General features: G+C 68.5%; 18 protein-coding genes. 3 read left to right on the top strand and 15 right to left on the bottom strand.

Annotation, left to right across the window (positions count from 1 at the left end):
- The first annotated feature begins 116 nt into the window (after nt 1-116).
- Complete coding sequence (locus ACZ6NZ_RS07500; protein ID WP_465856708.1) at nt 117-1,052, top strand: hypothetical protein; 936 nt, start codon at nt 117-119, stop codon at nt 1,050-1,052.
- 37 nt (nt 1,053-1,089) lie between these two features.
- On the top strand, nt 1,090-2,727 hold the full coding sequence (locus ACZ6NZ_RS07495) for a cellulose binding domain-containing protein (protein ID WP_465857392.1): 1,638 nt from the start codon (nt 1,090-1,092) through the stop codon (nt 2,725-2,727).
- Nucleotides 2,728-2,821: 94 nt separating this feature from the next.
- Here the strand turns inward: ACZ6NZ_RS07495 and ACZ6NZ_RS07490 are convergent, their stop codons facing one another.
- From ACZ6NZ_RS07490 to ACZ6NZ_RS07455, 8 genes are all read right to left on the bottom strand, one after another.
- Complete coding sequence (locus ACZ6NZ_RS07490; protein ID WP_366609174.1) at nt 2,822-3,808, bottom strand: LacI family DNA-binding transcriptional regulator; 987 nt, start codon at nt 3,806-3,808, stop codon at nt 2,822-2,824.
- A 112-nt stretch (nt 3,809-3,920) separates the two neighbouring features.
- Nucleotides 3,921-5,648 carry an IlvD/Edd family dehydratase gene (locus ACZ6NZ_RS07485; protein WP_465856705.1) on the bottom strand — a complete coding sequence of 576 codons (1,728 nt, stop codon included), beginning with the start codon at nt 5,646-5,648 and terminating at the stop codon, nt 3,921-3,923.
- 87 nt (nt 5,649-5,735) lie between these two features.
- Nucleotides 5,736-6,620 carry a carbohydrate ABC transporter permease gene (locus ACZ6NZ_RS07480; protein WP_366609172.1) on the bottom strand — a complete coding sequence of 295 codons (885 nt, stop codon included), beginning with the start codon at nt 6,618-6,620 and terminating at the stop codon, nt 5,736-5,738.
- Entirely contained in the window at nt 6,621-7,562 is a 942-nt protein-coding gene (locus ACZ6NZ_RS07475) for a carbohydrate ABC transporter permease (RefSeq protein ID WP_465856703.1), read from the bottom strand.
- A 71-nt stretch (nt 7,563-7,633) separates the two neighbouring features.
- A complete protein-coding gene (locus ACZ6NZ_RS07470; protein ID WP_366609169.1) occupies nt 7,634-8,974 on the bottom strand; it encodes an ABC transporter substrate-binding protein in 1,341 nt (446 codons plus the stop codon).
- A 104-nt stretch (nt 8,975-9,078) separates the two neighbouring features.
- Nucleotides 9,079-11,262, bottom strand: coding sequence for an alpha/beta hydrolase (locus tag ACZ6NZ_RS07465; protein ID WP_465856700.1), 2,184 nt, complete (start codon nt 11,260-11,262; stop codon nt 9,079-9,081).
- 171 nt (nt 11,263-11,433) lie between these two features.
- Nucleotides 11,434-12,456, bottom strand: a complete 1,023-nt coding sequence (locus tag ACZ6NZ_RS07460) for a LacI family DNA-binding transcriptional regulator (protein ID WP_465856698.1) — start codon at nt 12,454-12,456, stop codon at nt 11,434-11,436.
- A 289-nt stretch (nt 12,457-12,745) separates the two neighbouring features.
- Nucleotides 12,746-13,057, bottom strand: coding sequence for a fibronectin type III-like domain-contianing protein (locus ACZ6NZ_RS07455; protein WP_465856696.1), 312 nt, complete (start codon nt 13,055-13,057; stop codon nt 12,746-12,748).
- A 368-nt stretch (nt 13,058-13,425) separates the two neighbouring features.
- Between ACZ6NZ_RS07455 and arfA the strand changes: the two genes are divergently transcribed.
- Entirely contained in the window at nt 13,426-14,949 is a 1,524-nt protein-coding gene (gene arfA / locus ACZ6NZ_RS07450; protein ID WP_465856694.1) for an arabinosylfuranosidase ArfA, read from the top strand.
- 109 nt (nt 14,950-15,058) lie between these two features.
- Here the strand turns inward: arfA and ACZ6NZ_RS07445 are convergent, their stop codons facing one another.
- The 7 genes from ACZ6NZ_RS07445 to ACZ6NZ_RS07415 form a co-directional block, all read right to left on the bottom strand.
- Complete coding sequence (locus ACZ6NZ_RS07445; RefSeq protein ID WP_465856692.1) at nt 15,059-16,633, bottom strand: alpha/beta hydrolase-fold protein; 1,575 nt, start codon at nt 16,631-16,633, stop codon at nt 15,059-15,061.
- A gap of 321 nt (nt 16,634-16,954) precedes the next feature.
- Nucleotides 16,955-18,472 carry an aldehyde dehydrogenase family protein gene (locus ACZ6NZ_RS07440; RefSeq protein ID WP_465856690.1) on the bottom strand — a complete coding sequence of 506 codons (1,518 nt, stop codon included), beginning with the start codon at nt 18,470-18,472 and terminating at the stop codon, nt 16,955-16,957.
- Nucleotides 18,469-19,671 carry a fumarylacetoacetate hydrolase family protein gene (locus ACZ6NZ_RS07435; protein WP_465856688.1) on the bottom strand — a complete coding sequence of 401 codons (1,203 nt, stop codon included), beginning with the start codon at nt 19,669-19,671 and terminating at the stop codon, nt 18,469-18,471. The genes ACZ6NZ_RS07440 and ACZ6NZ_RS07435 overlap by 4 nt, the downstream gene beginning before the upstream one ends.
- Nucleotides 19,668-20,849 (bottom strand): mandelate racemase/muconate lactonizing enzyme family protein, encoded by a 1,182-nt coding sequence (locus ACZ6NZ_RS07430; protein ID WP_465856686.1) that lies wholly within the window; start codon nt 20,847-20,849, stop codon nt 19,668-19,670. The genes ACZ6NZ_RS07435 and ACZ6NZ_RS07430 overlap by 4 nt, the downstream gene beginning before the upstream one ends.
- Nucleotides 20,850-20,857: 8 nt before the next feature.
- Nucleotides 20,858-21,688 carry a carbohydrate ABC transporter permease gene (locus ACZ6NZ_RS07425; protein WP_366609156.1) on the bottom strand — a complete coding sequence of 277 codons (831 nt, stop codon included), beginning with the start codon at nt 21,686-21,688 and terminating at the stop codon, nt 20,858-20,860.
- Nucleotides 21,685-22,638 (bottom strand): carbohydrate ABC transporter permease, encoded by a 954-nt coding sequence (locus ACZ6NZ_RS07420; protein WP_357227439.1) that lies wholly within the window; start codon nt 22,636-22,638, stop codon nt 21,685-21,687. Before ACZ6NZ_RS07420 ends, ACZ6NZ_RS07425 begins: the two co-directional genes overlap by 4 nt.
- 75 nt (nt 22,639-22,713) lie before the next feature.
- Nucleotides 22,714-23,961: an ABC transporter substrate-binding protein gene (locus tag ACZ6NZ_RS07415; RefSeq protein WP_366609154.1), complete on the bottom strand. Its 1,248-nt coding sequence runs from the start codon at nt 23,959-23,961 to the stop codon at nt 22,714-22,716.
- Nucleotides 23,962-24,057 lie beyond the last annotated feature (96 nt).

Here is a 24,057-nt window from a genome sequence, read left to right as displayed (position 1 = left end):
GCCAGCACCGCCGCGGGTCCGCCCGCCGCGCGCGCCGTCGGCACTCCCCCCTGCGGGGGAGCGCCTTCCCCTGCCAGCGGGTCCCACCCACCCTGGGACGCCGGCAGGATCGGTCCATGACGACATCGACACGGATCGCCGGGAGGAGCGTCCACGGCCTGACGTACGCGGTGCTCGGCTGGGCCGTGGCATACGGGGGCGTACGTCTGGCCTGGACGGTCGGCGAGGCGCCGGAGTTCGGGCGGCTCGGGCTGGACCTGCTCGGCTTCACCGGCTGGTGGTCGGTGGCGTTGTGCGCGGCCGCGGGCGGGTTGGCGGTTGCCCTGGACCGGGTGGCGACCTGGCGGCCAGCACTGGCAGGGCTCGCCTGGGCCGTCGCTGGAGCGCTGGTCGCGGCGGCCGCGATCCTGCTGCCGGAGCTGGTGGGCTTCCTGCTGTTCACCGTCGGCCCGTTCTTCGACCCGTTGGCGTTCGTCAGCCGGCTCGCTTGTGTCACTGGAGCGGTGCTGCTCGCCCTGGCCACAGGGCGCTATCAGCGGCGCACCCGGGGCGACTGCCCGGCCTGCTGCCGGACGGTCCGACCGGGTACGCGGCGCTCCGCACCCGCGAGGTGGGCGCGCCGGGCCGCGTGGGTCGCCGTGGGCGGTCTCGTGACCCGCTTCGCGGCCCAGTTCGTGGTGGGGTTCGACAGCGTCGACCAGAGCGCCTCCCTGCTCGGGTTGGAGATCGGCCTGGTGCTGGCCGGAGTGCTGCTGCCGCTGGCACTGGCGCATCACTGGGGCGAGGTCTGGCCGTGGTGGGTTCCACTGCTCGCCGGACGGACAATTCCTCGCCTTGTGCTTCTGGTGCCCGGCTTCGGGCTCGGCGCGGGCATCGTGGCCTACTTCGGGATGGGCATGGTGCAGGTGACGACGGGCTCGCCCAGCGAGTTCTCCGACGCGTTCCTGTGGGTGGCGATGTCGGCGTACCTCGTCATCGGGTTGGGTCTGCTCGTCGCGTCCACCGACTACCACCTGCGCACTCGCAGCCCGTGCGACGCCTGCGGCCGCTGACGTGGCCGCCGATCCAGGGCGGATTGCATTGACAGGAATCGTTGGACGAATTAACTTTCTGAATCAAGCATCTGGGAGCGCTCCCAATCCACAGTGGCAGGGTGGATTCGGCGCGAACGTCACCATCACCAATCTCGGTGACGCGGTGACGAGTTGGACGCTGACCTGGAACTACAACGCCGGCCAGACCGTCACCCAGGCCTGGAACACGACACTGACGCAGAGCGGCACCGCGGTCACCGCCAGGAACGTCAGCTACAACGGGGCCATCCCGACCAACGGGACGGTGTCGTTCGGCTTCAACGGATCCTGGACCGGCAGCAACCCCGATCCCACCATCTTCGCGTTGAACGGGGTGGGCTGCACCGGTGGCACCGAGCCGACCTCGCCGCCGACGACCCCGCCGCCGACGACTCCGCCGCCGACCGACCCACCGCCCCCCACCGGGCCGGCGGACATCACTGTGAACAACGCGACCAGGTACCAGACCGTCGACGGGTTCGGGGCCGCGCAGTCGATCTGGGGTAGCGCCTGGTCGACGACGGACACCCAGACGCTGGTCGGGATGGGTGCCAACCAGTTGGGGCTGTCGATCGTGCGGACCGGGTTGTCGCCAGAGTCCAACGAGTGGGCGACGCACGTGAACTCGTTGAAGACGGCGAAGTCGTACGGGTCGAACGTGAAGATCCTCGCCTCACCGTGGACCGCGCCGGCGGCGTGGAAGACCAACAACAGCCGGGTCAACGGCGGCAAGCTGAGGACCGACTACTACGACGACTACGCCAACCACCTCAACAGCTACGTGCAGTACATGCGTGGCCAGGGCGTCCCCATCGACGTCACCTCGGTGCAGAACGAGCCCGACTGGCACCCGGACTACGACTCGATGGACTGGAGCGGCACCGAACTGCGCACCTTCGTCCGCGACCAGGGCACGAAGGTGCAGAACACCAAGCTGATGGTCGCCGAGGCGGTGAACATGAACTACAACTTCACCGACCCGACCCTGAACGACGCGACCGCCCGCAACAACATCGGCTACATCGGTGGGCACCTCTACGGCACGGAGGAGTCCGGCCGGCTGCGGCCGTACTCGCTGGCCCAGCAGCACAACAAGCCGGTGTGGATGACCGAGTGGAACCTGCACGCCGCCGACGGTGGCGGCTCCAACATCTGGGGCAACCCGGCCAACACGGCGGTCTGGAACGAGACCCTGGACGACATCATGCGCACCGTGCACAAGTCGATGGAGGCCAACTGGAACGCCTACATCTGGTGGTACGGCAAGCGCTACTACTCCTTCATCGGCGATGGCGAGTCGGCGTTCGGCACCGTCGCGGGCGCACCCCTCAAGCGCGGGTACGCCTTCTCGCAGTACGCGAAGTACGTGCGCCCCGGCTACCAGCGGGTCGCCCTGACGAAGAGCTCGAAGGCCTCCCCGCTGGAGGTGACCGCCTACCAGGGTGACGGGAAGATCACCCTGGTGATCCTCAACCGCTCCAACAGCGCGGTCAACAACGCCGTGATCCAGGCCCCGCAGAACGTGACCCGGGCCGAGCACTACCTCACCTCGCAGAACGCCAACGCGGCCAGCCAGCCCACCAGCGTCAACGGCGGCCAGGCCACCATCAACGTCGGCGCCCGCAGCATCTCCACCCTCGTCTTCACCCTCTGAACACCTCGATCACCCGAAGCACCACGTACGTCGCGGGAGCCCCGGCCACCGGCTGGGGCTCCCGCCCGTCGCCGCGGTTCGGACCGTCGGCTGGTCAGGTGGCTGTCGGCGACGCCGTGCTCTGCCGCACCACGAGCTTGGGGACGACCAGCGGCAGGCGGTGCGGCACCGTGTCGTCGATGGCCTGGGTGACGGCGGTGATGGCCCGCCGACCGACCGCGTCGAAGTCCTGCTGGATCGTCGTCAGCGGCGGGATGAGGTAGGGCGCCTCGGGGACGTCGTCGAATCCGACGACGGAGATCTCGTGCGGCACCCGCCGTCCACGCTCGTGCAGCGCGCGCAGCACACCGATGGCCATCTGGTCGTTGGCGGCGAACACCGCTGTGGCCCCGGGCATCTCGTCGACCCGCAGCCCGGCGAGGTAGCCGCTGTGCGCTCTCCAGTCACCCTCGACCGGCTCCGGCGGGCGTAGACCCGCCGCACTCATCGCCTGACGCCAGCCTTCGAGTCGGGCACGGGCCTCCGCCCAGTTGAGCGGACCGCTCACGTGCACGATCTCCCGGTGTCCGAGGTCGAGAAGGTGCTCGGTGGCCATCCGGGCGCCGAGCACCTGGTCGACGCCGACGGTCACGCTGGCCCGGGACACGTCGCCCTCCACGACGACGAACGGGACGCTCGATCGCGTCATCCGCACCACCTCGAGGGCCTCGTCGTTGCCGGCGATCATCACGACGCCCTCCACGCCGACGCGCATGAGGTGTTCGGTGGCGTCGCTGAGCGCCCGTACCGTCACCTCGGACAGGCTCACCGAGGTGGCGAAGTAGCCGGCCGCCCGGGCCGCGTCCTCGACGCTGCGATGGATGCTCGTCGGACCGAACAACGTCCTGGCCGTGCCGATGATGCCGATCATCCCGGACCGCCCGCGAACCAACGCGCGGGCCGCCGTGTTGGGGCGGTAGTCGAGCCGTCGGATCGCTTCCAGGACCCGTTCCCGGGTCTCGCGCCTGATGCTGGGCGCGCCGTTGATGACCCGGGAGACCGTCTGGTGTGACACGCCCGCCAGGCGAGCGACGTCAGCCATGACCGGTGGCCGGTCGGCCGCCGTCACAGCGGCCTTCGTGTGAACTCGCACTGGCGGGCCATCCGTTCTTCCATGGAATCAGTTCCTCGTGGGCCTCGTCCGTTCGTGGCCGTCAGTGTGAGTGACGGGGCACCGCGCTGCCGCTGCCACCGACGAGGAAGTCGAGGTCCGCGCCGCTGTCTGCCTGCTGAACGTGTTCGCTGTAGAGCCGCACCCATCCCCGGTCGGCCGCCGGCTTCGGAGGCTGCCAGGCGGCACGGCGTACGGCGAGCTCCGCGTCGTCGACCAGCAGGTCGAGACGGCGCGTCGCGACGTCGACGGAGATCAGGTCGCCGCTGCGTACCAGCGCGAGCGGGCCACCCACTGACGCCTCCGGTGCCACGTGCAGGACGCAGGTGCCGTAGCCGGTGCCGCTCATCCGGGCGTCGGAGATCCGCACCATGTCCGTGATGCCGTCCGCGAGCAGCCGCCGTGGCATGGGCACGTTGCCCACCTCCGGGAAGCCGGGGTAGCCCCGGGGACCGGCGTTGCGGACGACGATCACCGTGTCGGGGGTGACGTCGAGGTCCGGATCGTCGGCGGCGACGACGTACTCCTCGATCCGGTCGAAGACGAGCGCCGGGCCGGTGTGCGCGAGGAGGTGGGCGGAGGCGGCGGAGACCTTCAGCACCGCTCCGGACGGCGCGAGCGAGCCGCGCAGCACCACGGTGCCCGACCCGGCGGGCTGGAACGGCTCCTCCATGGTGGCGATGACGTCCCGGTTCCAGCACTGCGCGCCGTCGACGTTCTCCGCCACGCTCCTGCCGCTGACGGTGATGTGGTCCATGTGCAGCAGCGGGGCAAGTTCCTTCATCACCACCGGGAGGCCGCCCGCGTAGGCGAAGTCCTCCATCAGGTACGTCCCGGACGGCATGAGGTTGACGAGCATGGGCACGTCCGCGGTGAGGGTGTCGAAGTCCTCCAGCGACAGCGGGACGCCGAGGCGTCCGGCGATCGCGAGCAGGTGTACGACCGCGTTGGTGGAGCCGCCGATGGCGGCGTTGACCCGGACTGCGTTCTCGAACGCCTGCCGGGTGAGCACCGTGGACAACCGTTGGTCCTGTTCGACCATGGCGACGATCCGACGTCCGGCGGCGTGCGCGAGCGCGTACCGCCGGGAGTCGACCGCCGGCACGGCGGCAGCCCCCGGCAGTTGCACACCGAGCGCCTCGGTCACGCAGGCCATCGTGGAGGCGGTGCCCATTGTCATGCAGTGACCCCGGCTGCGGGACATGCCGACCTCCGCCTCGGAGCAGTCGGCCGCGCTCATCCGACCGGCCCGCATCTCCTCGGTGAAACGCCAGACGACGGTGCCGGAGCCGATGTCCTGGCCACGGAACTTGCCGTTGAGCATCGGGCCGCCGGTCAGCATCAGTGTCGGCAGGTCGACGCTGGCCGCTCCCATGAGCAGGCCGGGGGTGGTCTTGTCACAGCCGGAGAGCAGGACCACCCCGTCGAGCGGGTTGGCCCGGACCGACTCCTCCAACTCCATCGCCAGCAGGTTGCGGTAGAGCATCGTCGTGGGTCGCATCAGCGGCTCGCCCAGGCTCATCGCCGGGAACTCCAGCGGCAGGCCCCCGCTCTCCCACACGCCGCGCTTCACCGACTCGGCGAGATCGCGCAGGTGGGCGTTGCAGGGTGTCAACTCCGACCAGGTGGTCGCGATGCCGATCACCGGGCGACCGTCGAAGACGTCGTCCGCGAACCCCTGGTTGCGCATCCAGGACCGATGGATGAACCCGTTGCGGCCTTCCGCACCGAACCACTCCCCGCTGCGCAGCGGTCGATTCGTCGTCGACATCAGCACACCTCTCTGTCATCCGTCCGGCCGCGTCCTGCGCGGCGATCAATGCGCGTGTGGTGGGTTGGCTGGTGGCGTCGGCGCGGCCTACCGGAGACCTCCGACGGAGAGGCCGCCACGCCAGTGTCGTTGCAGGCTGAAGAACGCGATGATCAGCGGGATCACCGACACCAGGGAGCCCAGGATGATGAGGCTCCACAGCGAGGTGCCTCCCGCGTTGTTCGCGGACGCGATGCCTTGCCAGAGACCGAGACCGACGGTGACCGGGAAGAGTCGGTTGTCGGAGAGCATGGCCAGTGGCAGGAAGTAGTTGTTCCAGGACGCCACCGCGGACAGCAGCAGCACGGTGACCACCGCGGGACGCATCAGCGGAAGGGCGATCTGGATGAACGTCCGCACCTCCCCCGCGCCGTCGACCCGCGCCGCGTCCAGGAGTTCGTCGGGGACCGCGTCGCGCGCGTACACGTGCATCAGATAGACGCCGAACGGATTGAGCAGCGACGGGAGGATGACCGCCCAGACCGTGTTGGTCAGGCCGAGCCCGGAGAACATGATGAAGGTCGGGATGACCAGAGCGGTGGCGGGCACCATCAGCGCGCCGAGCACCACGGCGAAGCTGAAGCGTCGGGCGGCGAAGCGGTACTTGGCGAACCCGTAACCGGCCATCACCGCCAGGACCGTGGCGCCGATGCCGCCGGCGATGGCGTACAGCGTGGAGTTGAGAATCCACCGCAGGTAGATGCCACCGTCGTAGGTGAAGAGCTGCTTGAGGTTCCCGAGGTAGTCGATCTGGTCGGTGAACCAGAGGGTGTTGCCGCCGCCGAACAGGCCCGGCGCGTCCTTGGAGCTGTTGACGATGACCCACCAGAACGGCACGAGGAAATAGATCACCAGGAAGCCGAGGAGGATCTGCAGGGGGAGGTAGCGCTGCGGTCGGCGGGCGCCGGCGCGAACGCTCGTGTGCTCGGTCATCTACAGGAAGCTCCTCCGCTTGCGGGTGAAGAACAGGAAGGCGTACACGCAGATGAACACGATCCCGCCCAGGGCGAAGGAGATCGCGGAGCCGTAGTTGAAGTTGGCGAGGGAGAACGCCTGTTGGTACGCGTACATGTTCGGGGTGAAGTCCGAGCCGATCGCGCCCGCGGCGAGGTACCGCAGGATCTGCGGTTCGTTGAAGAACTGCAGGGTGCCGATGAGCGAGAAGACCAGGATCAGGATCAGCGCCGGCGCGATCAGCGGGATCTTGATCCGCGTCGCGATCTGCCACCGCCCGGCGCCGTCCATCCGGGCCGCCTCGTAGAGCGTCGGGTCGACGCCCTGCAGGGCGGCGTACAGGATGATCATGTAGTAGCCGGCCCACTGCCAGGTGACGACGTTGAGCAGCCCGTAGAAGATCAGGTCGCTGCTCAGGAAGTCCGGTGCGGTGGCGCCGAAGAGCCCGAAGATGTCGGTGAGCGGGCCGAAACCCCTGCTGTAGAGGAACCCCCACATGACCGCGCCGATGACCGTCGGGATCGCGTACGGCAGGAAGATCATGAGGCGGGAGAAGCGGGCGAACAGCGTGGTCACCGAGTCCAGGATGAGCGCCATCGCGAGCGCGATGACGATCTGCACCGGGATCGAGACGAGCGAGAAGCGGATGACGAACCACGCCCCGGACAGGAAGCTCGGGTCGGTGAACGCCTTCACGTAGTTGTCGAAGAGAACGAAGCTGGTGCCGCCGATCAGCTTCTTCTGAAAGAGGCTGAGATACAGCGCGTACGCCAGCGGCGCAATGAGGAACGCCAGGAACACCACCCCGAACGGCCCGACGAAGAGCCATCCCATCAGGTGCTCGCGAAGGGGTACCTTGCCACGGATCTTGCGCGTCGCAGGCTGTGCGCGCGCTGCGCGCTTCTCGGTCAGGGATGTCATTGTGGTCTCCGGGACGTGGACGCTGAGGGGGGAGGTGGGCCGCCCGCTGCCGGCGCGGCCCACCCAGCCGGTCACTGAACGGTGAAGCCCTGTTCCTTGGCGTACTTCGCCACGTCCTCCTGGATCCGGTCGGCAGCCTGCGAGCCGGTGACGGACCCCTTGATGACCTCGCTGACCTGCTTCTCCATGGCGTCGAGGTAGTACTGGCCGAAGGGGGCGTACTGGACGCCCTGGTAGGCGTCGGCGGCGGGAACGTAGACCTCCTTGTTCGCCTGCTGGCCGCCGAAGAACGCCACCTTCAGGTCCACGAAGGCGGGATCCTTGAGCGCCGTGAGGTTCAGCGGGAAGATCACCTGGTTGGTCCAGCCGTCGGTGAGCGACTCCTTGTCGGCGTAGAGCCCGTAGGCGACCTTCGCGGCCAGCTCCGGCTTCTTCGCCTGCTTGGTCACCGAGAACGCCGAACCACCCCAGTTCACCTGCACCGGGTTGGCCAGGTCCCACTGCGGCAGCGGCGCCACCGCGAACTTGCCGGTGTCCTGGCCCTTGCCGACACCCGCGCCGGTGAGGTAGCCGGGTGCCCATGCCGCCGAGATGTACGTCGCGTAGTTGCCGTTGATCACGCCGGAGATGTACTCCGGGGTGAACTGGTTCTGCGTGCCGACCAGGCCCTTCTTGGCCAGGCCACCCCAGTAGTCCAGCACGTCCTTGGACGCCTGGTCGTTGAGCTTCACACCGATCGCCTTCGGCTGCGCCGGATCGAAGGTGAAGGGCTTGGCGCCCTTCTGGATCTGGAGCGCCATCAGGACCGCCGGGACGTTCGCGCCGAAGTCCCCGAAGAGCGGACCACCGGCGTCCTTGACCTTCTGCGCGGCCTGCTCGTACTCGGCCCAGGTCTTCGGCGGGGTGACCTTGTACTTGTCGAAGATGTCCTTGCGGTAGATCATGCCCATCGGGCCGCCGTCGACCGGAACGCCGTAGACCGCGTCACCGACCGACACGTCCTTCCAGGCACCCTCGCTGTAGTTGGCCTTGACCGCGTCGTAGCCGTACTGCTTGATGTCGACGAGCGCGCCCTGGATCTGGAAGGTCGGGATCCGGTCCGCCTCGACCATGATCACGTCGGGCGCCCCGGTGCCCGCCGAGATAGCCGTCTGGAACTTGTCGTACTCGTCCCCGCCCTGCCCGACGTTGGTCCAGCAGACCTGCACCTCGGTGTTCAGCTTGTTGAAGTTGTCGACGACGAGTTGGGTGTTGGGGTACCAACCCCACATCGTCACGACCGGCAACTCTTTCTTGGTGATGGTGTTCGTGCAATTGCTCGCATCGCTGCCGCCCTCGTCGGACGAGCAGGCCGCGAGGCCGGTCCCGACCGCGAGCATGGCAACCGTGGCGAGTATCCGTCTTCTCTTCATTGAGGTGGTTCCCTTCGGGTGGCGGTGCGGAGGGGTCAGCCGTACCGTGGCGGGCGCCACCGGGGCAGGAAACCTGCTCCCGGTGGCGTCGCCTGAGACGGCTCCTAGCGCTTGAACAGACGCGGCGCCAGGTCGATGAGGTTCTTCTGCCACACGTCCCAGCCGTGCGGCCCGGGGGTGACCCCGTCGAACTCGTAGCGGATACCGAGGTTGTCCATCGTGGTCAGCGAGGTCATGAAACTCGGGTACACGAAGTCGGTCTGGTCGCCGACGTACACGCGCAGCATCTTGGTGCCGTTGTTGATCGCCGCCGCGTCGACGCCGGTGCTGCTGCCGAACCCGGCCGAGAACGCCGCCACGTAGGCGAACTCGCCCGGGTACGCCTTCAGCACCCCGAACGCCTGCCCGCCGCCCATCGACAGGCCGGCGAGGGCCTGCTGGGACGGGTCGCTGGAGATGTTGAAGCGGTCACGGGCCGTCGGAACGATGTTCTCCCGCAACTCCCGGTTGAAGTTCGACGAGTTGCCGTTGCCCATCACGACGACCATCGGCGTCAGGTCGCCGTCGAGGAACTGATTGTCGAGGATCTGCTTGGCGCGGCCCATCTCGACCCAGTCCGTGTAGTTCTGGCCGCCGCCGTGCTGGAGGTAGAGGACCGGGTACGGCTGCGCACGGTTCGGGTCGTACCCGGGTGGGGTCCACACCAGCGCGGTGCGGTCCTGGCCGGCCACCGTGCTGGGGTAGGTCATGCTCTCGACCGTCCCGCCACGACCGGCGGGCACGTCCGACAGCAGTCGGGCACCGGGCCCGGGGATGAGGAAGGTGCTCCACATCGGTTCGGTGGTGACCTTCGTCGGGTTGGAGATGTCCTTGACCGCGACCCGGTCCACGATCAGCCGGTAGTAGTAGAACCAGGGCTTCAGCGGGCCCACAGTGGCCCGCCACCGGTCACCGTCGCGGGTCAGTGGCAGTCGCAGCCAACTGCCGCCGGGTGCGACGTTCGCCCAGACCGTGACGTGCTGAGCGTCAGCGAAGTCCGTGGTCGTCTCGAAGGTGACGAACCCGTCCTCGGTGACGAAGGGCGTCGGGGTGGTGCCGGCCGGCGGCGGGGTGAACTCCCGCTTGAGCGGCTGGTGACCGGGGCTCGGGCCGTGGTCCCGCACGTGGCCGAACAGTCGCGGCAGGAAGTCGACGAGGTTCTCCTGCCACGTGGTCCAGGTCGCGCCGCCGTCCGGGTTGACCCCGTCGAACTCGAAGCGGACGTGGGCCCGTTCCAACGCCTTCGTCAGCCGGTACGCGGTGTTGTGCGCGGGGTCGGTGACGTTGCCCGTGTAGAGGCGGAGCAGCTTGACGCCGCGGTTGATCGCCTTGGCGTCCTTCCGGTCGATCTCCGGCGCCGACGTGCCCGAGAACCAACCCACGTGACCGAACTGACCCGGCTTGGTGAGCGCGGCCCGCAGCGCGTCCGTCGCACCGTCGGACACGCCCGCGATGGCCTGGTGCGCCGGGTCGCGAAGGATCCGGTACCTGTCGGTGACCGCCTTCCGGAGGTCCTTCAACCCCTTGTCGTCGGAGCCGTCGACATCGTTGATCACCACCACCATCGGGCGGATGGCGTTCGCGGCCGAGAGGTTGTCGAGGATCTGCTTGGCTCGGCCGAGGTCGAGCCAGTCGGTGGCGGCCACGCCGTCACCCGACTGGAGGAAGAGCGCCGGGTAACCCTTCGGGCCCTTGGCCGCGTAACCCGGTGGCGTCCAGACCAGGGCGGAGCGCTGCGCGTTCCCGGCCCGATAGGTCAGCGTCTCGATCTTTCCACCGGTGCCGGCCGGCGCGTCGAGCAGCCATCGTGCCGAGTCACCCGCGACGAGGAAGGTGCTCAGGAGCGGGTTGGACGCGACACTGGTGCTGTTCGTCGGGTCCTTGATGGTCAAGGTGTCGTCAGCGGTGAGCTGGTAGTTGTAGAGCCCCGGCTCCAACGCGCCCAGAACACCCGACCACACGTCACCCCGACGGGTCAGGCCGAACTCCGCCCAACTGGCCGACGGGCCGAAGTTTCCCTCGACGACGACCTGCGAGACGGTGCCCAGGTTCTCCTGGACGTACGCCGCCGGAACGGCGAACGTGGCGTAGCGGTCCGCGGAGACGTCCAGCCACGGCGTGTCCGCCGCGGCTGGCTGCGGCGCGAGGAGCACCGCCGCGGCGGCGATGACCCCGGCGGTGAACGCCGCCGAGAGTCGCCGGCGTACGCCTAGCTGGCGTAAGCGCCCGTGATACTGTCCGGTAACCACACTCCACTCCCTTCCTGCGCCGGCAGCGGATGCGACCCGTCTGACCGGCTCAACTCAACGGTGGATCTGGCCGTGCGTGCTGCGTACACCTCCTTCAGGCTGCCGCCACGGGCGCACCTGCCGTGATCGCTGTGTCGAAAGCGATCAGGCTCGCGCACCGGTGGGCTGATGTCATGGCCGTGCCGCGCTCCTGGGTGGCGCGGTCGAGTCGCGCACGACGAGGCTTGTCGGAAGCACGATCTGGCTCGGCTCGTCCCACTCCCCGGTCACCAGCGACTTGAGCATCCGCGCGGCTTCGTACCCGAGCTGATACATCGACTGGTCGACAGTGGTCAGACCCGGCTGGGTGGACGCCGTTTCCGGGATGTTGTCGAAGCCGACGACGGACAGGTCCCCCGGCACCGACAGGCCCAGCTCCCTGGCGACCTCCAGAACCTTGAGGGCCATCCCGTCGCTCGCTGCGAAGATCGCCGATGGCGGCTCTGGTCGTCGCAGCAGGTCACGCGCCAACGGAGTCGCCGACTCCGGGTTGAAGTCCCCTCGACCGATGAGCGTCGGGTCGACCGGGATGCCGGCGTTGGTCAGCGCGGCGCGGTATCCCTCCTCGCGCGACCAGGCCGAGGCCAGGCTGTCGCGGCCGGCGATGAACCCGATGCGCCGATGACCCAGGTCGACCAGGTGCTCGACCGCGGTGGTGGCGCCCGCGAGGTTGTCGGCCATCACCGAGGGCGACGTCGAGCCCCGGACCGGGTCGATGGCCACGACCGGCGTCCGGCTCCGGATGTCACCCCAGGGCGTCACGACGATGCAGCCGTCGGTGAGGGTGCCCGACAGCCGGGTCAGGTGCCGCTGCTCCCAACCCTCCGAATACGACCCGTAGAGGTCACTGTTGGCGTAGATGATCAGATCGAAGCCCGAACGGCTCAGCGCCTTCATCACGCCCTTGAGCACTTCCGCCGTGTACGACTGGAAGCTGTGCGCCACGAGGCCCAGGACGTTGGTGCGGCTTCGCCGGAGGCTGGTCGCCACCAGACTCGACTCGTAGCCGAGCTGCTCGATGGCGGAGCGCACCTGAGCGACAGTGCGAGCGCTGACGCCGTAATGCCCGTTGACGACGCGCGAGACGGTGGCGGTGGAAACGCCAGCAGCTCGGGCGACATCACTCATCGTCACCGGCGCATTGACTTCAATCATGCCGCTCTCTCTGGACTGCAATCGTTATCGGTTACGTTTCCAGGATGTTGCCAAGGTAACGGAGAAGTATTGCGAACACAAGACCTCTTCACCCTAAGCCGACCCCTCGAATGGACCGTCCTAACTGGAGGCCCGCGAGGGTGCTGGTGATCCTCGGATGCCGTTGCGGATAACGCAATCGGCAGCGTCCGGCAGGGGTTGGACCGGGGCGGAATTTCGCGCCGACGCTACCCGTCGACAACAGGACGGCACGCTCCGTCAAGAACAATTCCCCGACCCGGGTGAACGATCACAGCTGCCGAACTTCGACGGCCCCGGTAAAGACCATCGACGTCGACCTGTCCGAGTCGATGACGAAAGTGCCGGCATGGGTGTGGTCGGCAGCCGAGAAGCCGACGTACACCTCGATCTGCCCGGCCTCCACCGCGTAGGCCATGCTCCGGTCGTAGAAGCCGAGCTGGCCGGTGGGGAGCGTGAACCGCACCGCCACCCGTTGGCCGGCGGCGGCCTCGACGCGGGCGAATGCCTTCAGCTCCAGCACCGGCCGGGTGATCGTGGCCTGTGGGTCGCGGACGTAGAGCTGCACCACCTGCTCCCCCACCCGGCGCCCGGTGTTCGCGACAGTTCGTGCGGGAAGTCGCTGCCGCCGGCTCAACAGTGGTCACCCGGTCACCCCAATCACCGCGACAAGCTGGCCTTCGGCCTCGTCGGTCACCACGCCGCCGACGCCCGACCGCGCGCTGCGGACGAGACGGCCGGACGTTGATCCACCTGCCAGGTTCCCTTACGTAAACGTAATCGGTAACGTTTACATTGATCGAGAACGTAATCTAAGACGATCACGTTGTCCAGAGCTCACACCGCCTCCACCACCCCTCGGTCCCGGCGTTCGAGCAGTGCTGTCGCGTCGGACCCGCACGAAGGGAGCCAGCCCTGAACACCCACCCCGACAGCGCGCCGGACAACGGCGTGCACACGGCCCGCCTGACCCTGGACCCCCGTCGACGCGTCGCACCGGTGCCACGTCGGCTCTTCGGCTCGTTCGTCGAGCATCTGGGTCGGTGCGTCTACACCGGAATCTACGAGCCGGGGCACCCGACGGCCGACGCCGACGGCTTCCGGGGCGACGTCCTCGCGCTGGTGCGCGAGTTGGGCGTCACCACCATCCGCTATCCCGGCGGCAACTTCGTCTCCTCCTACCGCTGGGAGGACGGCGTCGGCCCGGTCGACAAACGCCCGGCACGGCTCGACCTCGCCTGGCACAGCCTGGAGACCAACGAGTTCGGGCTCGACGAGTTCATGCGGTGGGTCGGCAAGGCCGGCGTGGATCCGATCATGGCGGTCAACCTCGGCACCCGTGGCACCGCCGAGGCCGTCGACCTGCTTGAGTACGCCAACCACCGCGGTGGCAGCCACCTCGCCGACCAGCGCCGCGACAACGGCGCTGTCGAGCCGTACGGCATCAAGCTGTGGTGTCTGGGCAACGAGATGGACGGCCCGTGGCAGGTGGGTCAGCGCAGCGCCACCGAGTACGGGCGGCTCGCGGCACAGACCGCCAAGGCCATGCGACGCTTCGATCCCGATCTCGAACTCGTCGCCTGCGGCTCCTCACACCTCGGTATGCCGACCTTCGGCAGCTGGGAACGCGACGTGCTGACCGAGGCGTACGACGATGTCGACCTGATCTCGCTGCACGCGTACTACCAGCCGGTCGACGACGACCTGGCCAGCTTCCTCGCCTCGGCGGAGGACATGGACAGGTACATCGACGCCGTCACCGCCATCGCCGACTCGGTCGGGGCGATCCGTCGGTCGACCAAGAAAATCATGATCGCGTTCGACGAGTGGAACGTCTGGTACCAGTCCGCCGCCCCGTCCACGCCCCCGAGCGGCGAGGACTGGCCGGTCGCGCCGCCCCTGCTGGAGGACCACTACAGCGTTGCCGACGCGGTCGTCGTCGGCGGCCTGCTCATCAGCCTGCTCCGGCACAGCGACCGGGTGAGCGCGGCCTGTCAGGCCCAACTGGTCAACGTCATCGCACCGATCATGACCGAGACGGGCGGCCCGGCCTGGCGGCAGACCATCTTCCACCCCTTCGCCCGCACCGCTCGACACGCCCAGGGCGCCGTGTTGGACGTGCTCCGCGAGGGCAGCGCGACGAGCACCGACCGCTACGGTGCGATCGACGCCGTCGATGCCGTCTCCACCTGGGACGACACCACCGGGGAGATGACCGTCTTCCTCGTCAACCGCGCCTTGGACACCCCGGCCGAGGTGACCATCGACGTCGCCGGCGCGCGGGTCGACGACATCGTCGAATGCGTCACCGTCGGCGGCACCGACCTGCACGCCAAGAACACGGCCGACGGTCCGGACCACGCCGCGCCGCGCTCCAACGACACCGCACGGGCTGCCGACGCCAGCGTCCAGCTGACCCTTCCGCCCGCGTCCTGGACCATGCTGCGACTCCGCGCCACCGACACGACCCCGTGACCGGCTGACGAGCGGACCCGGACGTGCCCCGGCCGCGCACACCCTGGCTTCACCAGGGCCGCGCGGCCGGGGCTTCCCCACCACAGGGAGTACGGCGTCGAGCCGGCCGCTACCGGACGTCGACCGGGGTGCTGCGGGAGTCGTTGAAGAGCCTGTCGCCCTGGTAGTGGGCGACCACCGGCGCGGTCAGCTCACCATGGACGGTCTTCTTCAGCCGGGCGACGCCGTGGTGCACCGGGGCCGACCCGAGGTGCGTGTCGCCCGCGTAGAAGTCGACAGTGCCGGAGGGCGTCGACGTGCTGGTGCTGACCGTGCCGACCGTCGCGGTGGCGGTGACCCTGGTGTGGTGGGAGCCGCCCGCTGGTGACGTCGTGACGACGAGGTCGGTGGTGGTGGCCCGGAACGTCAGCGTACGCAGGTAGTGGTTCAGCAGCGGACGCCACACGTGCCAGGTGTGCACGCCCGGCACGTTGTACTCGTCCAGCTCGACGCCGGCGGCACGCAGGGCAGCGGCGTTGCGCTGCGAGTTCTCGGCGATGTTGCCCAGCCGGTCCTGCAACCCCGTGCCGATCATGATGCCGCCGGCCACCGCCTTCATGCTGTCGACCTGGGCCTGTGTGGCGGCCGGACCGCCCGCGCTCCAGGCCGCGTGGTAGCCGAACAGGTCGGTGTGGTTGTACATGATGGTGTACGCCCGGCTGCCACCGGCCGAGAAGCCGGCGAACGCGCGGTCCTGCGCCCGGGTCGAGACGCGGTAGTTCTGCTCGACGAACGGGAAGATGTTGTTCCGTAGTTCGTCGACGTAGCCCTCGTTGCCACCGGGGAGGCCGTTGAAGTCGGTGGACACGATCACCATGGGCTGCGCCGCACGATCCTTGATCGCGTTCTCCAGGATGAGGTGGGCAACGCCCTGCATCGTCCAGGCGGTCGAGTGGTCGCCGCTGCCGTGGCTCAGGTAGAGGGTCGGGTACGGCGTGGCCCGGTTGGGGTCGTAGCCGTTTGGCAGGTAGACGACGATGTCGTGGACTCCCGCCGGGTTGGTCGACAGTGGCGAGGTGTACCGCCGGGACTCCAGCCGGCCGACCCTGGCGACCGGAGCCTGGTAACCGGTGTCGTACGTCGGGAACCTTTTGCTGGTCGGGACGGAGATCGTGCTGCGTACCGCGCCGGGCGCTCCCGGGTACTGCGGCTGGATCTGCCAGCGGTTGGCGGGGTCGTCGTGCAGGGCGCAGCCGGTGGCGAGCTCGTTGGCGCAATCGTGGGTGAACGCGTAGCGGAAGGTGCCCGCCGGCAGCGGAGTGGTGAGGGTCCAGACCCCGTCCGGGCCCTTTCGCATGGCCTGGGTGTGCCACGGGGTGGCCGCGACGTCGCCGGGTCGCCACTCGGTGGGCGGTCGCGCGTCACCGCAGTCCTGGCAGGTGATGGTCTCCGGTCGGGAGTAGAACCAGTCGCCGTAGACGTGGACCTGCCCGACGTCCTCGGGCGCCCGGTACCGGAAGGTGACTGTGTAGCCGGTCGGGGGCTTGTCGGTGCGGGTGACGGTCGGGCCCAGCGGTGCCGGCGGTGCGGCCGAGGCCGCCGGGGGGGCGACCGTTGCGGCCGTCACTGTGACGGCGGCGAGCAGCGCGAGCAGCAGCCGGCGTGTCGGTGCCGGCGTCGGGGGACGGGGAGGTGCGACGGGCATGTTCCTGCTCCCTCTTCGGCGTGTGGTCAGACCGCATCGAGCGGTCGACCGACCATTCGATGGTGAGGTGAAGGGATACCAGTAACGAGCGATGCAGCGATGCGAGCGCTAACATCGTTCCCTGTCGAAAACACAACCATGAATTGCATTGACGGTCAAGGCGGAAATTGGATCGAAAATCGTGCCCGCACCATTCGGGCGCGCTTCAGCGACACCGGGGCAACTGGCGCGCGAATTCTCTGTCGGATTGATTCTTCGAGGAATTCGCGCGCCAGTCGCAGGTGGCCCGGAAACGCGCCCGGGAGAAACCGGCGGAGGCGGTTATTCGACCGCTGGCTGCAACCTCCCGTCGACCCGCCGGGAGATGGCGGTGTACTCGTCGCGCAACTCCTCGGGCAGGATCCAGGCTGGGGCGTCCTGCCACGCCAGCGGGCGCAGGAACCGGCGGATCGACGTGGCGCCCACCGACGTGTGCACAGCGTTCGTCGACGGCCACGGTCCACCGTGGTGCTGGGCCCACGACACCCGGACACCGGTGGGGTATCCGTCGAAGACGATGCGACCCGCGCGGGCGGCGAGCACGTCGACCAGTCGACGAACGACCTCGGCGTCGTCGCCCGGTCCGCGGTGCAGCGAACCGGTCAGCGACGGCGGGACGGCGGCCAGCGCGGCGTCGAGTGCGGTGTCGTCGTCGTAGCGGACCACGATCAGGAGCGGGCCGAAGCACTCGTCGGCGATCTCGGCGCTCAGCCCGGCGAGGCCGACCTCCAGGAGGGTCGGCGCCACGGTGAAGCCCTCCCCGGGTTCGACAGTGGGCCGCGCCATCACCCGGGCGCCGGCCCGTTCGAACTCCGTGGACCGGTTCTCGTACGCGTCCCGGATGCGCTCGTTGAGCAGGACCGTCCCACCCGACGCGTCGACCCTCGCCCGCAACGCGTCGACCAGACCGTCACCACCCGGATCCGACGGAACGAACGCCAGGCCGGGCTTGGTGCACAGCTGGCCGCCCGAGTTCGTGAAGGAGCCGAAGAGCCCCTCGGCGATCTGGTCTGCCCGAACGGCGGCCGCGTCGGGTAGGACGACGATCGGGTTCACGCTGCTCAGTTCGGCGTACAGCGGAATGGGGTCTTCTCGTTCGTCGATGGCCGCCTGGATGGCGCGGGCGGCGTTGACCGAGCCGGTCAGGGCTGCCGCCCGGATCGCCGGATGACGCACCAGCGAGCGACCGGCCTGCTCTCCGTACACGGTCGCGACGACACCCTCGGGCCCGCCGAGGTCGCGGACGGCCGACTCGATCGCGGCGGCGGAGGCGTGCGAGGTCAGCGGGTGCGACGGGTGGGCCTTCAGGATCGTCGGGCACCCGGCGGCGAGCGCGGCGGCGGTGTCACCGCCGGCGACCGAGAAGGCGAACGGGAAGTTGCTGGCGCCGAAGACGGCGACCGGCCCGAGGGGGACGAGCATCCGCCGCAGGTCCGGGCCCGGTCCGAGTGGTGTGTCGGCGGCGTGGTCGATGGCGGCCTCGACGTACGCTCCGTCGCGCAACACCTCGCCGAACATCCGGAACTGCAGCGCTGCCCGGGTGAGTTCCCCGTTGAGTCGCGCGTGGCTCAGCCCGGTCTCCGCCTCCGCGGCAGCGACCAGGGCCTCCCGGCGGGACTCCAGGGACGCGGCGATCGCGTCCAGCAGCTCCGCGCGGCCGAGCCTCCCGCGGGCGGCCAGCCACTGTGCCGCCGCCGACGTCTGGCCGGCGATCACCTCCAGCCGAGACTCGTCGGTCTCGGTGAGATCCGTCGCGCGACTCTTACCGTCGCGCGGATCGACAGTGTTGACCACGTTCACAGCAGTCCTCTCCTCACCAGATTGCCCATGAGATCGCGGACGCCGAAGTGCCAGGGCTCGCACTCCTCCGCGTGCCGCACCCGGTTGACCAGGGTTCCGAGCGCTGGGCAGCTGATCCGTACCACGTCGTCGACCTTGTGGGTGAAACCCTCACCGGGGCGGTCCCGGTCCTGGATGGGCGCGAACATGGTGCCGAGCATCAGGGCGGCGCCGTCGGGATAGTGGTGGTGCGGCCCGATCAGCTGCCGGACCAGTTCCTCGGGGTCACGCGACATCTGGGTCATCTCCGAGACCGCCTCCAGATGGAAGCCGTCCACGCCCCGAACCTCCAGGCGCACCTCGAGTTCGCGTACCCGCTGCATGCCGAACCGGTCGTCGAAGAGCCGGATCAGGGGGCCGAGGGCGCAGGAGGCGTTGTTGTCCTTGGCCAGGGGAAGCAGGAGCGCCGAACGTCCCTCGATGTCGCGCAGGTTGACGTCGTTGCCGAGGGTGGCGCCCACGATCCGGCCACTGGACTGGACGATGAGGGTGACCTCGGGTTCCGGGTTGTTCCAGGTCGACGCGGCGAGCACGCCGACCGGAACAGCGGTGCCGACGGCGGAGAGGATCTGCCCCTTGGTGAAGATCTCGGCGTCCGGGCCGATGCCCACCTCCAGGTACTGACTCCACATGCCCTCGGCGATCAGCAGATTCTTGAGCCGATCCGCCTCCGGTGAGCCCGCCTCCAGGCTGTGCAGGTCGACACCGATATCGGCGAACATGCGGTGCCGGATGTCCGCCGCCAGCGCCAGGTCACCCCGTGCCCGCTCCTCGATCACGCGCTCGATCATCGAGATCGGGAAGGTGACCCCGGCGGCCTTGAGCGCCTGGAGGTCGACCGGGGCGAGCAGCCAGGGTCGGCTGGGGTCGCGGGTCGCGGCCCCCGTGTTGGCCAGTATGTCGGCGAAGTCGCCAACCCTCGGCCCGTCGAGCCCAGCCACTGTCGCGGCGGGATCGGGCAGCTCGCAGATGTCGCGGACGGTCGGGAACCGGTGGCTGATGTCGATGACCTCGCCGTCGCGGACGGTCACCGGTGAGGGTCCGTCGCCGGACGGGTCCCAGATCCGGCCGATGAGGACGCTGTCGGCGTCGTCCGGCAACGCCTCGGCGGCGGTACCGACCCAGTCCGCGGCCGACCCTCGGGGCCGTGGCAGCGTCATGAGTCGCTCTCCAGGTTGAAGAAGGACCGCTCGTCACGGGGACGGATGTCGAAGACGGCGTCCTGGAACATCCGCAGCGGGTGGGGTGTGAACGGATGCCGCTCGATCGCTGTGAGATCCACCTCGATGCCCAGGCCGATCCCGGTCGGGATGAGGATGTCGCCGTCGTCGGTCAGCATCAGCCGCTCGTTGGTGATCTCGGGACGCCAGGGCACGTCGGTCGCCATGATCTCCAGGTACCGGAAGTTGGGCAACGTGGCCCCGAGTTGCAGCGTCGCGGCGGTGCTCAGCGGACCGCTCGGGTTATGTGGCGCGAAGCCCACGTAGCTGGTCGCGGCGAGCGTGGAGATGAAGGCCAGCTCGGCGATCCCGCCGGCGTGCGTCACGTCCGGCTGGACGAAGTCGACCGCCTGGCGGGCCAGCGCCGGCGCGAAGCCCTGCCGCCCGTACCACCGCTCCCCCGCGGCGATCGGCACCGGCGACGCGCGACGGATGTCGACGAGCGCGTCGAGGTTGTCCGGCGGGCAGGGCTCCTCGAACCACACCGGGTCGAACTGGGCGATCTCCTTCGCCACCTTGATGGCGTGGCGGACGTCGAAGCGGCCGTGTCCCTCGACGAACAGCTCCACCTCGCGGCCCACCGCGCCACGGACCGCGTCGATCTGGGCCAGCACCCGGTCCAACTGGGCGGTGGTGATGGTCAGGTCGTAGTTCTCGAACGGATCCCACTTGAGGCCCCGGAAGCCGGATTCCACAGTCCGGCGCGCGGCGGCCGCGTAGTCCTCCGGCGTGACGGCACCGGAGAACCAGCCATTGGCGTACGCGCGGACCCGGTCGCGAGTCGCGCCGCCGAGAAGCCGGGAGACCGGTACGCCCAGCTCACGCGCCGAGATGTCCCAGAGGGCCATCTCCAGCGAGCTCAACGCCGTCATGATCACCGGACCGCCGCGCCAGTACCAGTCCCGCGCGGTCTCGTAGATGATCTTCGAGATGTTTCTGGGATCCAGGCCCACCACCGCCTCGGCCAGCTCGGCGATGGCGCCCTGGACGGCACGTTCCTTGCCTTCCAGGGTGGCCTCGCCGAGCCCGACGATTCCCTCATCGGTGTGGACCCGCACGATGACGAGGTTCGTGCGGTAGAAGTCGACGACGAGTGTGTCGACAGAGACGATCTTCATCGTTCGGCTCAACCCTTCACCGCGCCGGCGGTCATGCCGGACACCACGTACTTCTGCACCAACAGGTAGAAGGCGACGGCCGGCAGCGTGAACAGGAAGGCGACGGCCATCACCGTCTGGATCGGTGTACCCAGCTCACCGATGAAGTTGGCGATGCCGACGGAGGCGGGTTGCAGGTCCGGGTTGAAGATGAACGTCACGGCGAACACGTACTCGTTCCAGGCGTGGAAGAACGCGATGACAGCGGTGGCCGCGATCGACGGCGCGATGAGCGGCACGTTGATGCGGGTCAGGGTGGTGAAGGGTCGGGCGCCGTCGGCACGCGCGGCCTCCTCCAACTCCTTCGGGATGCCGTCGATGGCGCCCTTGAGGATCAGCGCGACGATCGGCAGGACGAAGGCGGAGTTCACCAGGACGAGGCCGGTCAGCGAGTCGAGCAGTTCGAAGCGGCGGAACAGCGCGAACAGCGGGACGACCATGAGCGCTTCGGGAAGCATCTGCGTGAACAGCAGAACGACGGTCAGCACAGCCTTGCCCCAGAACGAGAAGCGGGACAGCGCGTAGCCGAGCGGGATGCCCAGGCCGACGGAGAGCACCATCGTGCCGACGGCGATGATCAGGCTGTTGAGCAGCCAGCCGGCGGCCTTGCCCTCGGCGAGCGCGTCCACGAAGACCCCGAACTGGCCGAGGTCCGGCGTGAGCCGGGGCTGGTCGGCGAAGAGGTCGCCGTTGCTGGTCAGCGCGGTGACGAACATCCAGTACAGCGGGAACACCGCGACACCGAGCACGACGAGCACGGCGACGATCCGTGCGGTGACACCGAATCGGAAGCGCCTCATCGGACGTCCCCCTTCTCCACGGCACGGGCGACCAGGCGGCTGCCGATGACGACGATGAGCGAGATGACGACGCCGACCATGCCGATGGCCGCCGCCGAACCGAGTTCCTTCGAGTCGAAGGCCTGCGAGTAGAGGTCGATGACGAGCGTCTCGGTGGCACCGACCGGCCCGCCCTTGGTCATCAGCCAGATCAGCTCGAACCGCCGCAGCGACCAGATCGTCATCAGCAGGGCCAACAGACCCACCGTCGGCTTGATGACCTGCCACGTGACGGCCCGGAAGGTGGCCCACCGTCCGGCGCCGTCCACCGTCGCGGCCTCGTTGAGATCCTGCGGTACGGACTGCAGGGCGGAGAGCAGCACCACGGAGGTGAACGGGAACAGCTGCCAGATGGTCGTGGCGAGGACCGCCGGGAGCGCGTAGCGCGGGCTGTCGAGGATGGCGCCACCCGGGACGCCGAGCCCGACCGCGTCGAGGAATCGGTTCACGATGCCGTACTGCGCGTTGAGCATCCAGGTGGCGATGAGCGCGACCGCGATGCCCGGAGCGGCCCAGGGGACGGTCACCAGCGCACGAGCCACGCCACGGCCGCGGAACTTCCTGTTGAGCAGGAGTGCCACGGCGAGCCCGGCGCCGATCGCGACGACCACGCAGGTGATCACATAGACGACGGTGATCAGCAGGGTGCGGTGGAACTCCGGGTCACCGAAGATCCGGTTGAAGTTGTCGAGCCCGACCCACTCACTGCGGGTGGGGTTGAGCAGCCTCGTCCTGGTGAAGCTGAGGTACACCTCCTGGACGAGGGGTACCGCCTGGAAGACGAGGATGAACAGTGCGGCGGGTGCCAGGAACAGGTACGGCGTCCACTTGCTACCCAGCGGGCTGGGCCGACGTCGGGGCCGGCCTGAGGGTGTTGTCTTCGGTACTCCGGTCTGCTCGACCACAGTCATCGGATCGGTCCTTCTGGGGGAAGGACGCCGCCGACGCACGGATCGTTGCGTCGGCGGCGTCGCCGTGTCGAGCGGTCAGCGGACCAGTTCGGTCGCCTGCTGCTGGGCGCGGTCCAGTGCCGACTTGAGGTCGGCCTTGCCCTGCAGTGCCGCGACCACGTTCTGCACGACCACCTTGCGGATGTCCGGCGTCTTGGCCTCGAACCCCAGCACGATCTGCGGCAGGCTGGTCTCGGTGAGCCCGTCGAAGACGGGGAGGAACGGCGTGGCCTTGAGCGCTTCCGCGCTGCGCTGCGTGGTGGTGGCGACGCTGCTCGCGCCGAGGATCTCCTGCAGCTTGACCTGGTTCTGCGGCTCCAGCGCCCACGTGATGAAGGTGGCGGCCTCGTCCTTGCCCTCGCTGGCCTCGTTGATCACGATGGGTGCGAGAATCGCGCCCTGCTTGCGGACCGGGAACGGGATGGGCGCGACGTTGAAGTTCAGCTTGGCGTTCTGGCCACGCGTGGCGGTCACGTAACCGCCGTTGTTGAGCTCCATCCCGACCTTGCCCTCGGCGAACATCCGCCGGAACGTGGCAGCGTCCGCGCCGCGCGGGATCACGTTCGCGTCGTACAGGTCCTTGAACGCCTGCAGGCCCTTGAGGTTCTCCGGCGAGTTGATGGTCAGGTTCTTACCGTCCGACCACGCTCCGCCGAAGCCGTAGACGTAGTTGAAGATGTCCTGCCAGACACCGGCCTCCTCGGCCTCCGTCTGGCGGAACGCCAGACCGAAGACGTCGCCCTTGGTCAGCGACTTCGCGGTGGAGGTGAACTGCTCGTAGGTGGTCGGCGGCGTCGGGATCAGCTCCGCGTTGTAGAACATCGCGTAGTTCGACGCCTCGAAGATGACGCCGTGCCGGACACCGTCGTGGACCATGAACTGGTCCGGCTGCTTGAGCAGGTCGTACTTGCTGGCGTCGATCACCTTGTCGAGCGGTGCGACGAGACCGGCGTCCGAGGCCGCCTCGAACTCGGGCATGTCGAAGCGGACCAGGTCGGGGCCCTTGCCGCTGCCCATCTGCGTGAGCACGGTCTGACCGAAGGTCGGGTACGGCACGGCGGCGGCGGAGACCTGGACCTTGGTCTGGCTCTGGTTGAACTCGTCGAGCCACTTCGTCAGCAGGGGCCCGCGCCCCGGGTCGCCGAAGGTCGAAGCGGCGAAGGTCAGTTTGGTGACGCCGTCGCCTGAATCGCCGTCGGAGCCGCAACCGGTCAGGAGGGTGGCGGCAAGGCCGAGGGCACATGTCGCCCTGGCGATGCCGAAATAAGCGCGCTTATTACCCATCGTTACTCCACTGTTACGAGGTGACGTCAAGTCGATGAAATTGCAACGATCGTAGCGTCATGTGCAACGGTGTCAAGTGGCGATTGCGCATCGCGT

The organism is Micromonospora sp. NPDC047756 (assembly GCF_055587245.1).
This window is presented reverse-complemented; position numbering and strand designations above follow the sequence as displayed.

Coding starts and splice junctions, on each gene's coding strand:
- ACZ6NZ_RS07500 (WP_465856708.1), top strand. CDS start 117: ATGACGACATCGACACGGATCGCCGGGAGGAGCGTCCACGGCCTGACG.
- ACZ6NZ_RS07490 (WP_366609174.1), bottom strand. CDS start 3,808: ATGGCTGACGTCGCTCGCCTGGCGGGCGTGTCACACCAGACGGTCTCC.
- ACZ6NZ_RS07485 (WP_465856705.1), bottom strand. CDS start 5,648: ATGTCGACGACGAATCGACCGCTGCGCAGCGGGGAGTGGTTCGGTGCG.
- ACZ6NZ_RS07480 (WP_366609172.1), bottom strand. CDS start 6,620: ATGACCGAGCACACGAGCGTTCGCGCCGGCGCCCGCCGACCGCAGCGC.
- ACZ6NZ_RS07475 (WP_465856703.1), bottom strand. CDS start 7,562: ATGACATCCCTGACCGAGAAGCGCGCAGCGCGCGCACAGCCTGCGACG.
- ACZ6NZ_RS07470 (WP_366609169.1), bottom strand. CDS start 8,974: ATGAAGAGAAGACGGATACTCGCCACGGTTGCCATGCTCGCGGTCGGG.
- ACZ6NZ_RS07460 (WP_465856698.1), bottom strand. CDS start 12,456: ATGATTGAAGTCAATGCGCCGGTGACGATGAGTGATGTCGCCCGAGCT.
- ACZ6NZ_RS07445 (WP_465856692.1), bottom strand. CDS start 16,633: ATGCCCGTCGCACCTCCCCGTCCCCCGACGCCGGCACCGACACGCCGG.
- ACZ6NZ_RS07435 (WP_465856688.1), bottom strand. CDS start 19,671: ATGACGCTGCCACGGCCCCGAGGGTCGGCCGCGGACTGGGTCGGTACC.
- ACZ6NZ_RS07430 (WP_465856686.1), bottom strand. CDS start 20,849: ATGAAGATCGTCTCTGTCGACACACTCGTCGTCGACTTCTACCGCACG.
- ACZ6NZ_RS07425 (WP_366609156.1), bottom strand. CDS start 21,688: ATGAGGCGCTTCCGATTCGGTGTCACCGCACGGATCGTCGCCGTGCTC.
- ACZ6NZ_RS07420 (WP_357227439.1), bottom strand. CDS start 22,638: ATGACTGTGGTCGAGCAGACCGGAGTACCGAAGACAACACCCTCAGGC.
- ACZ6NZ_RS07415 (WP_366609154.1), bottom strand. CDS start 23,961: ATGGGTAATAAGCGCGCTTATTTCGGCATCGCCAGGGCGACATGTGCC.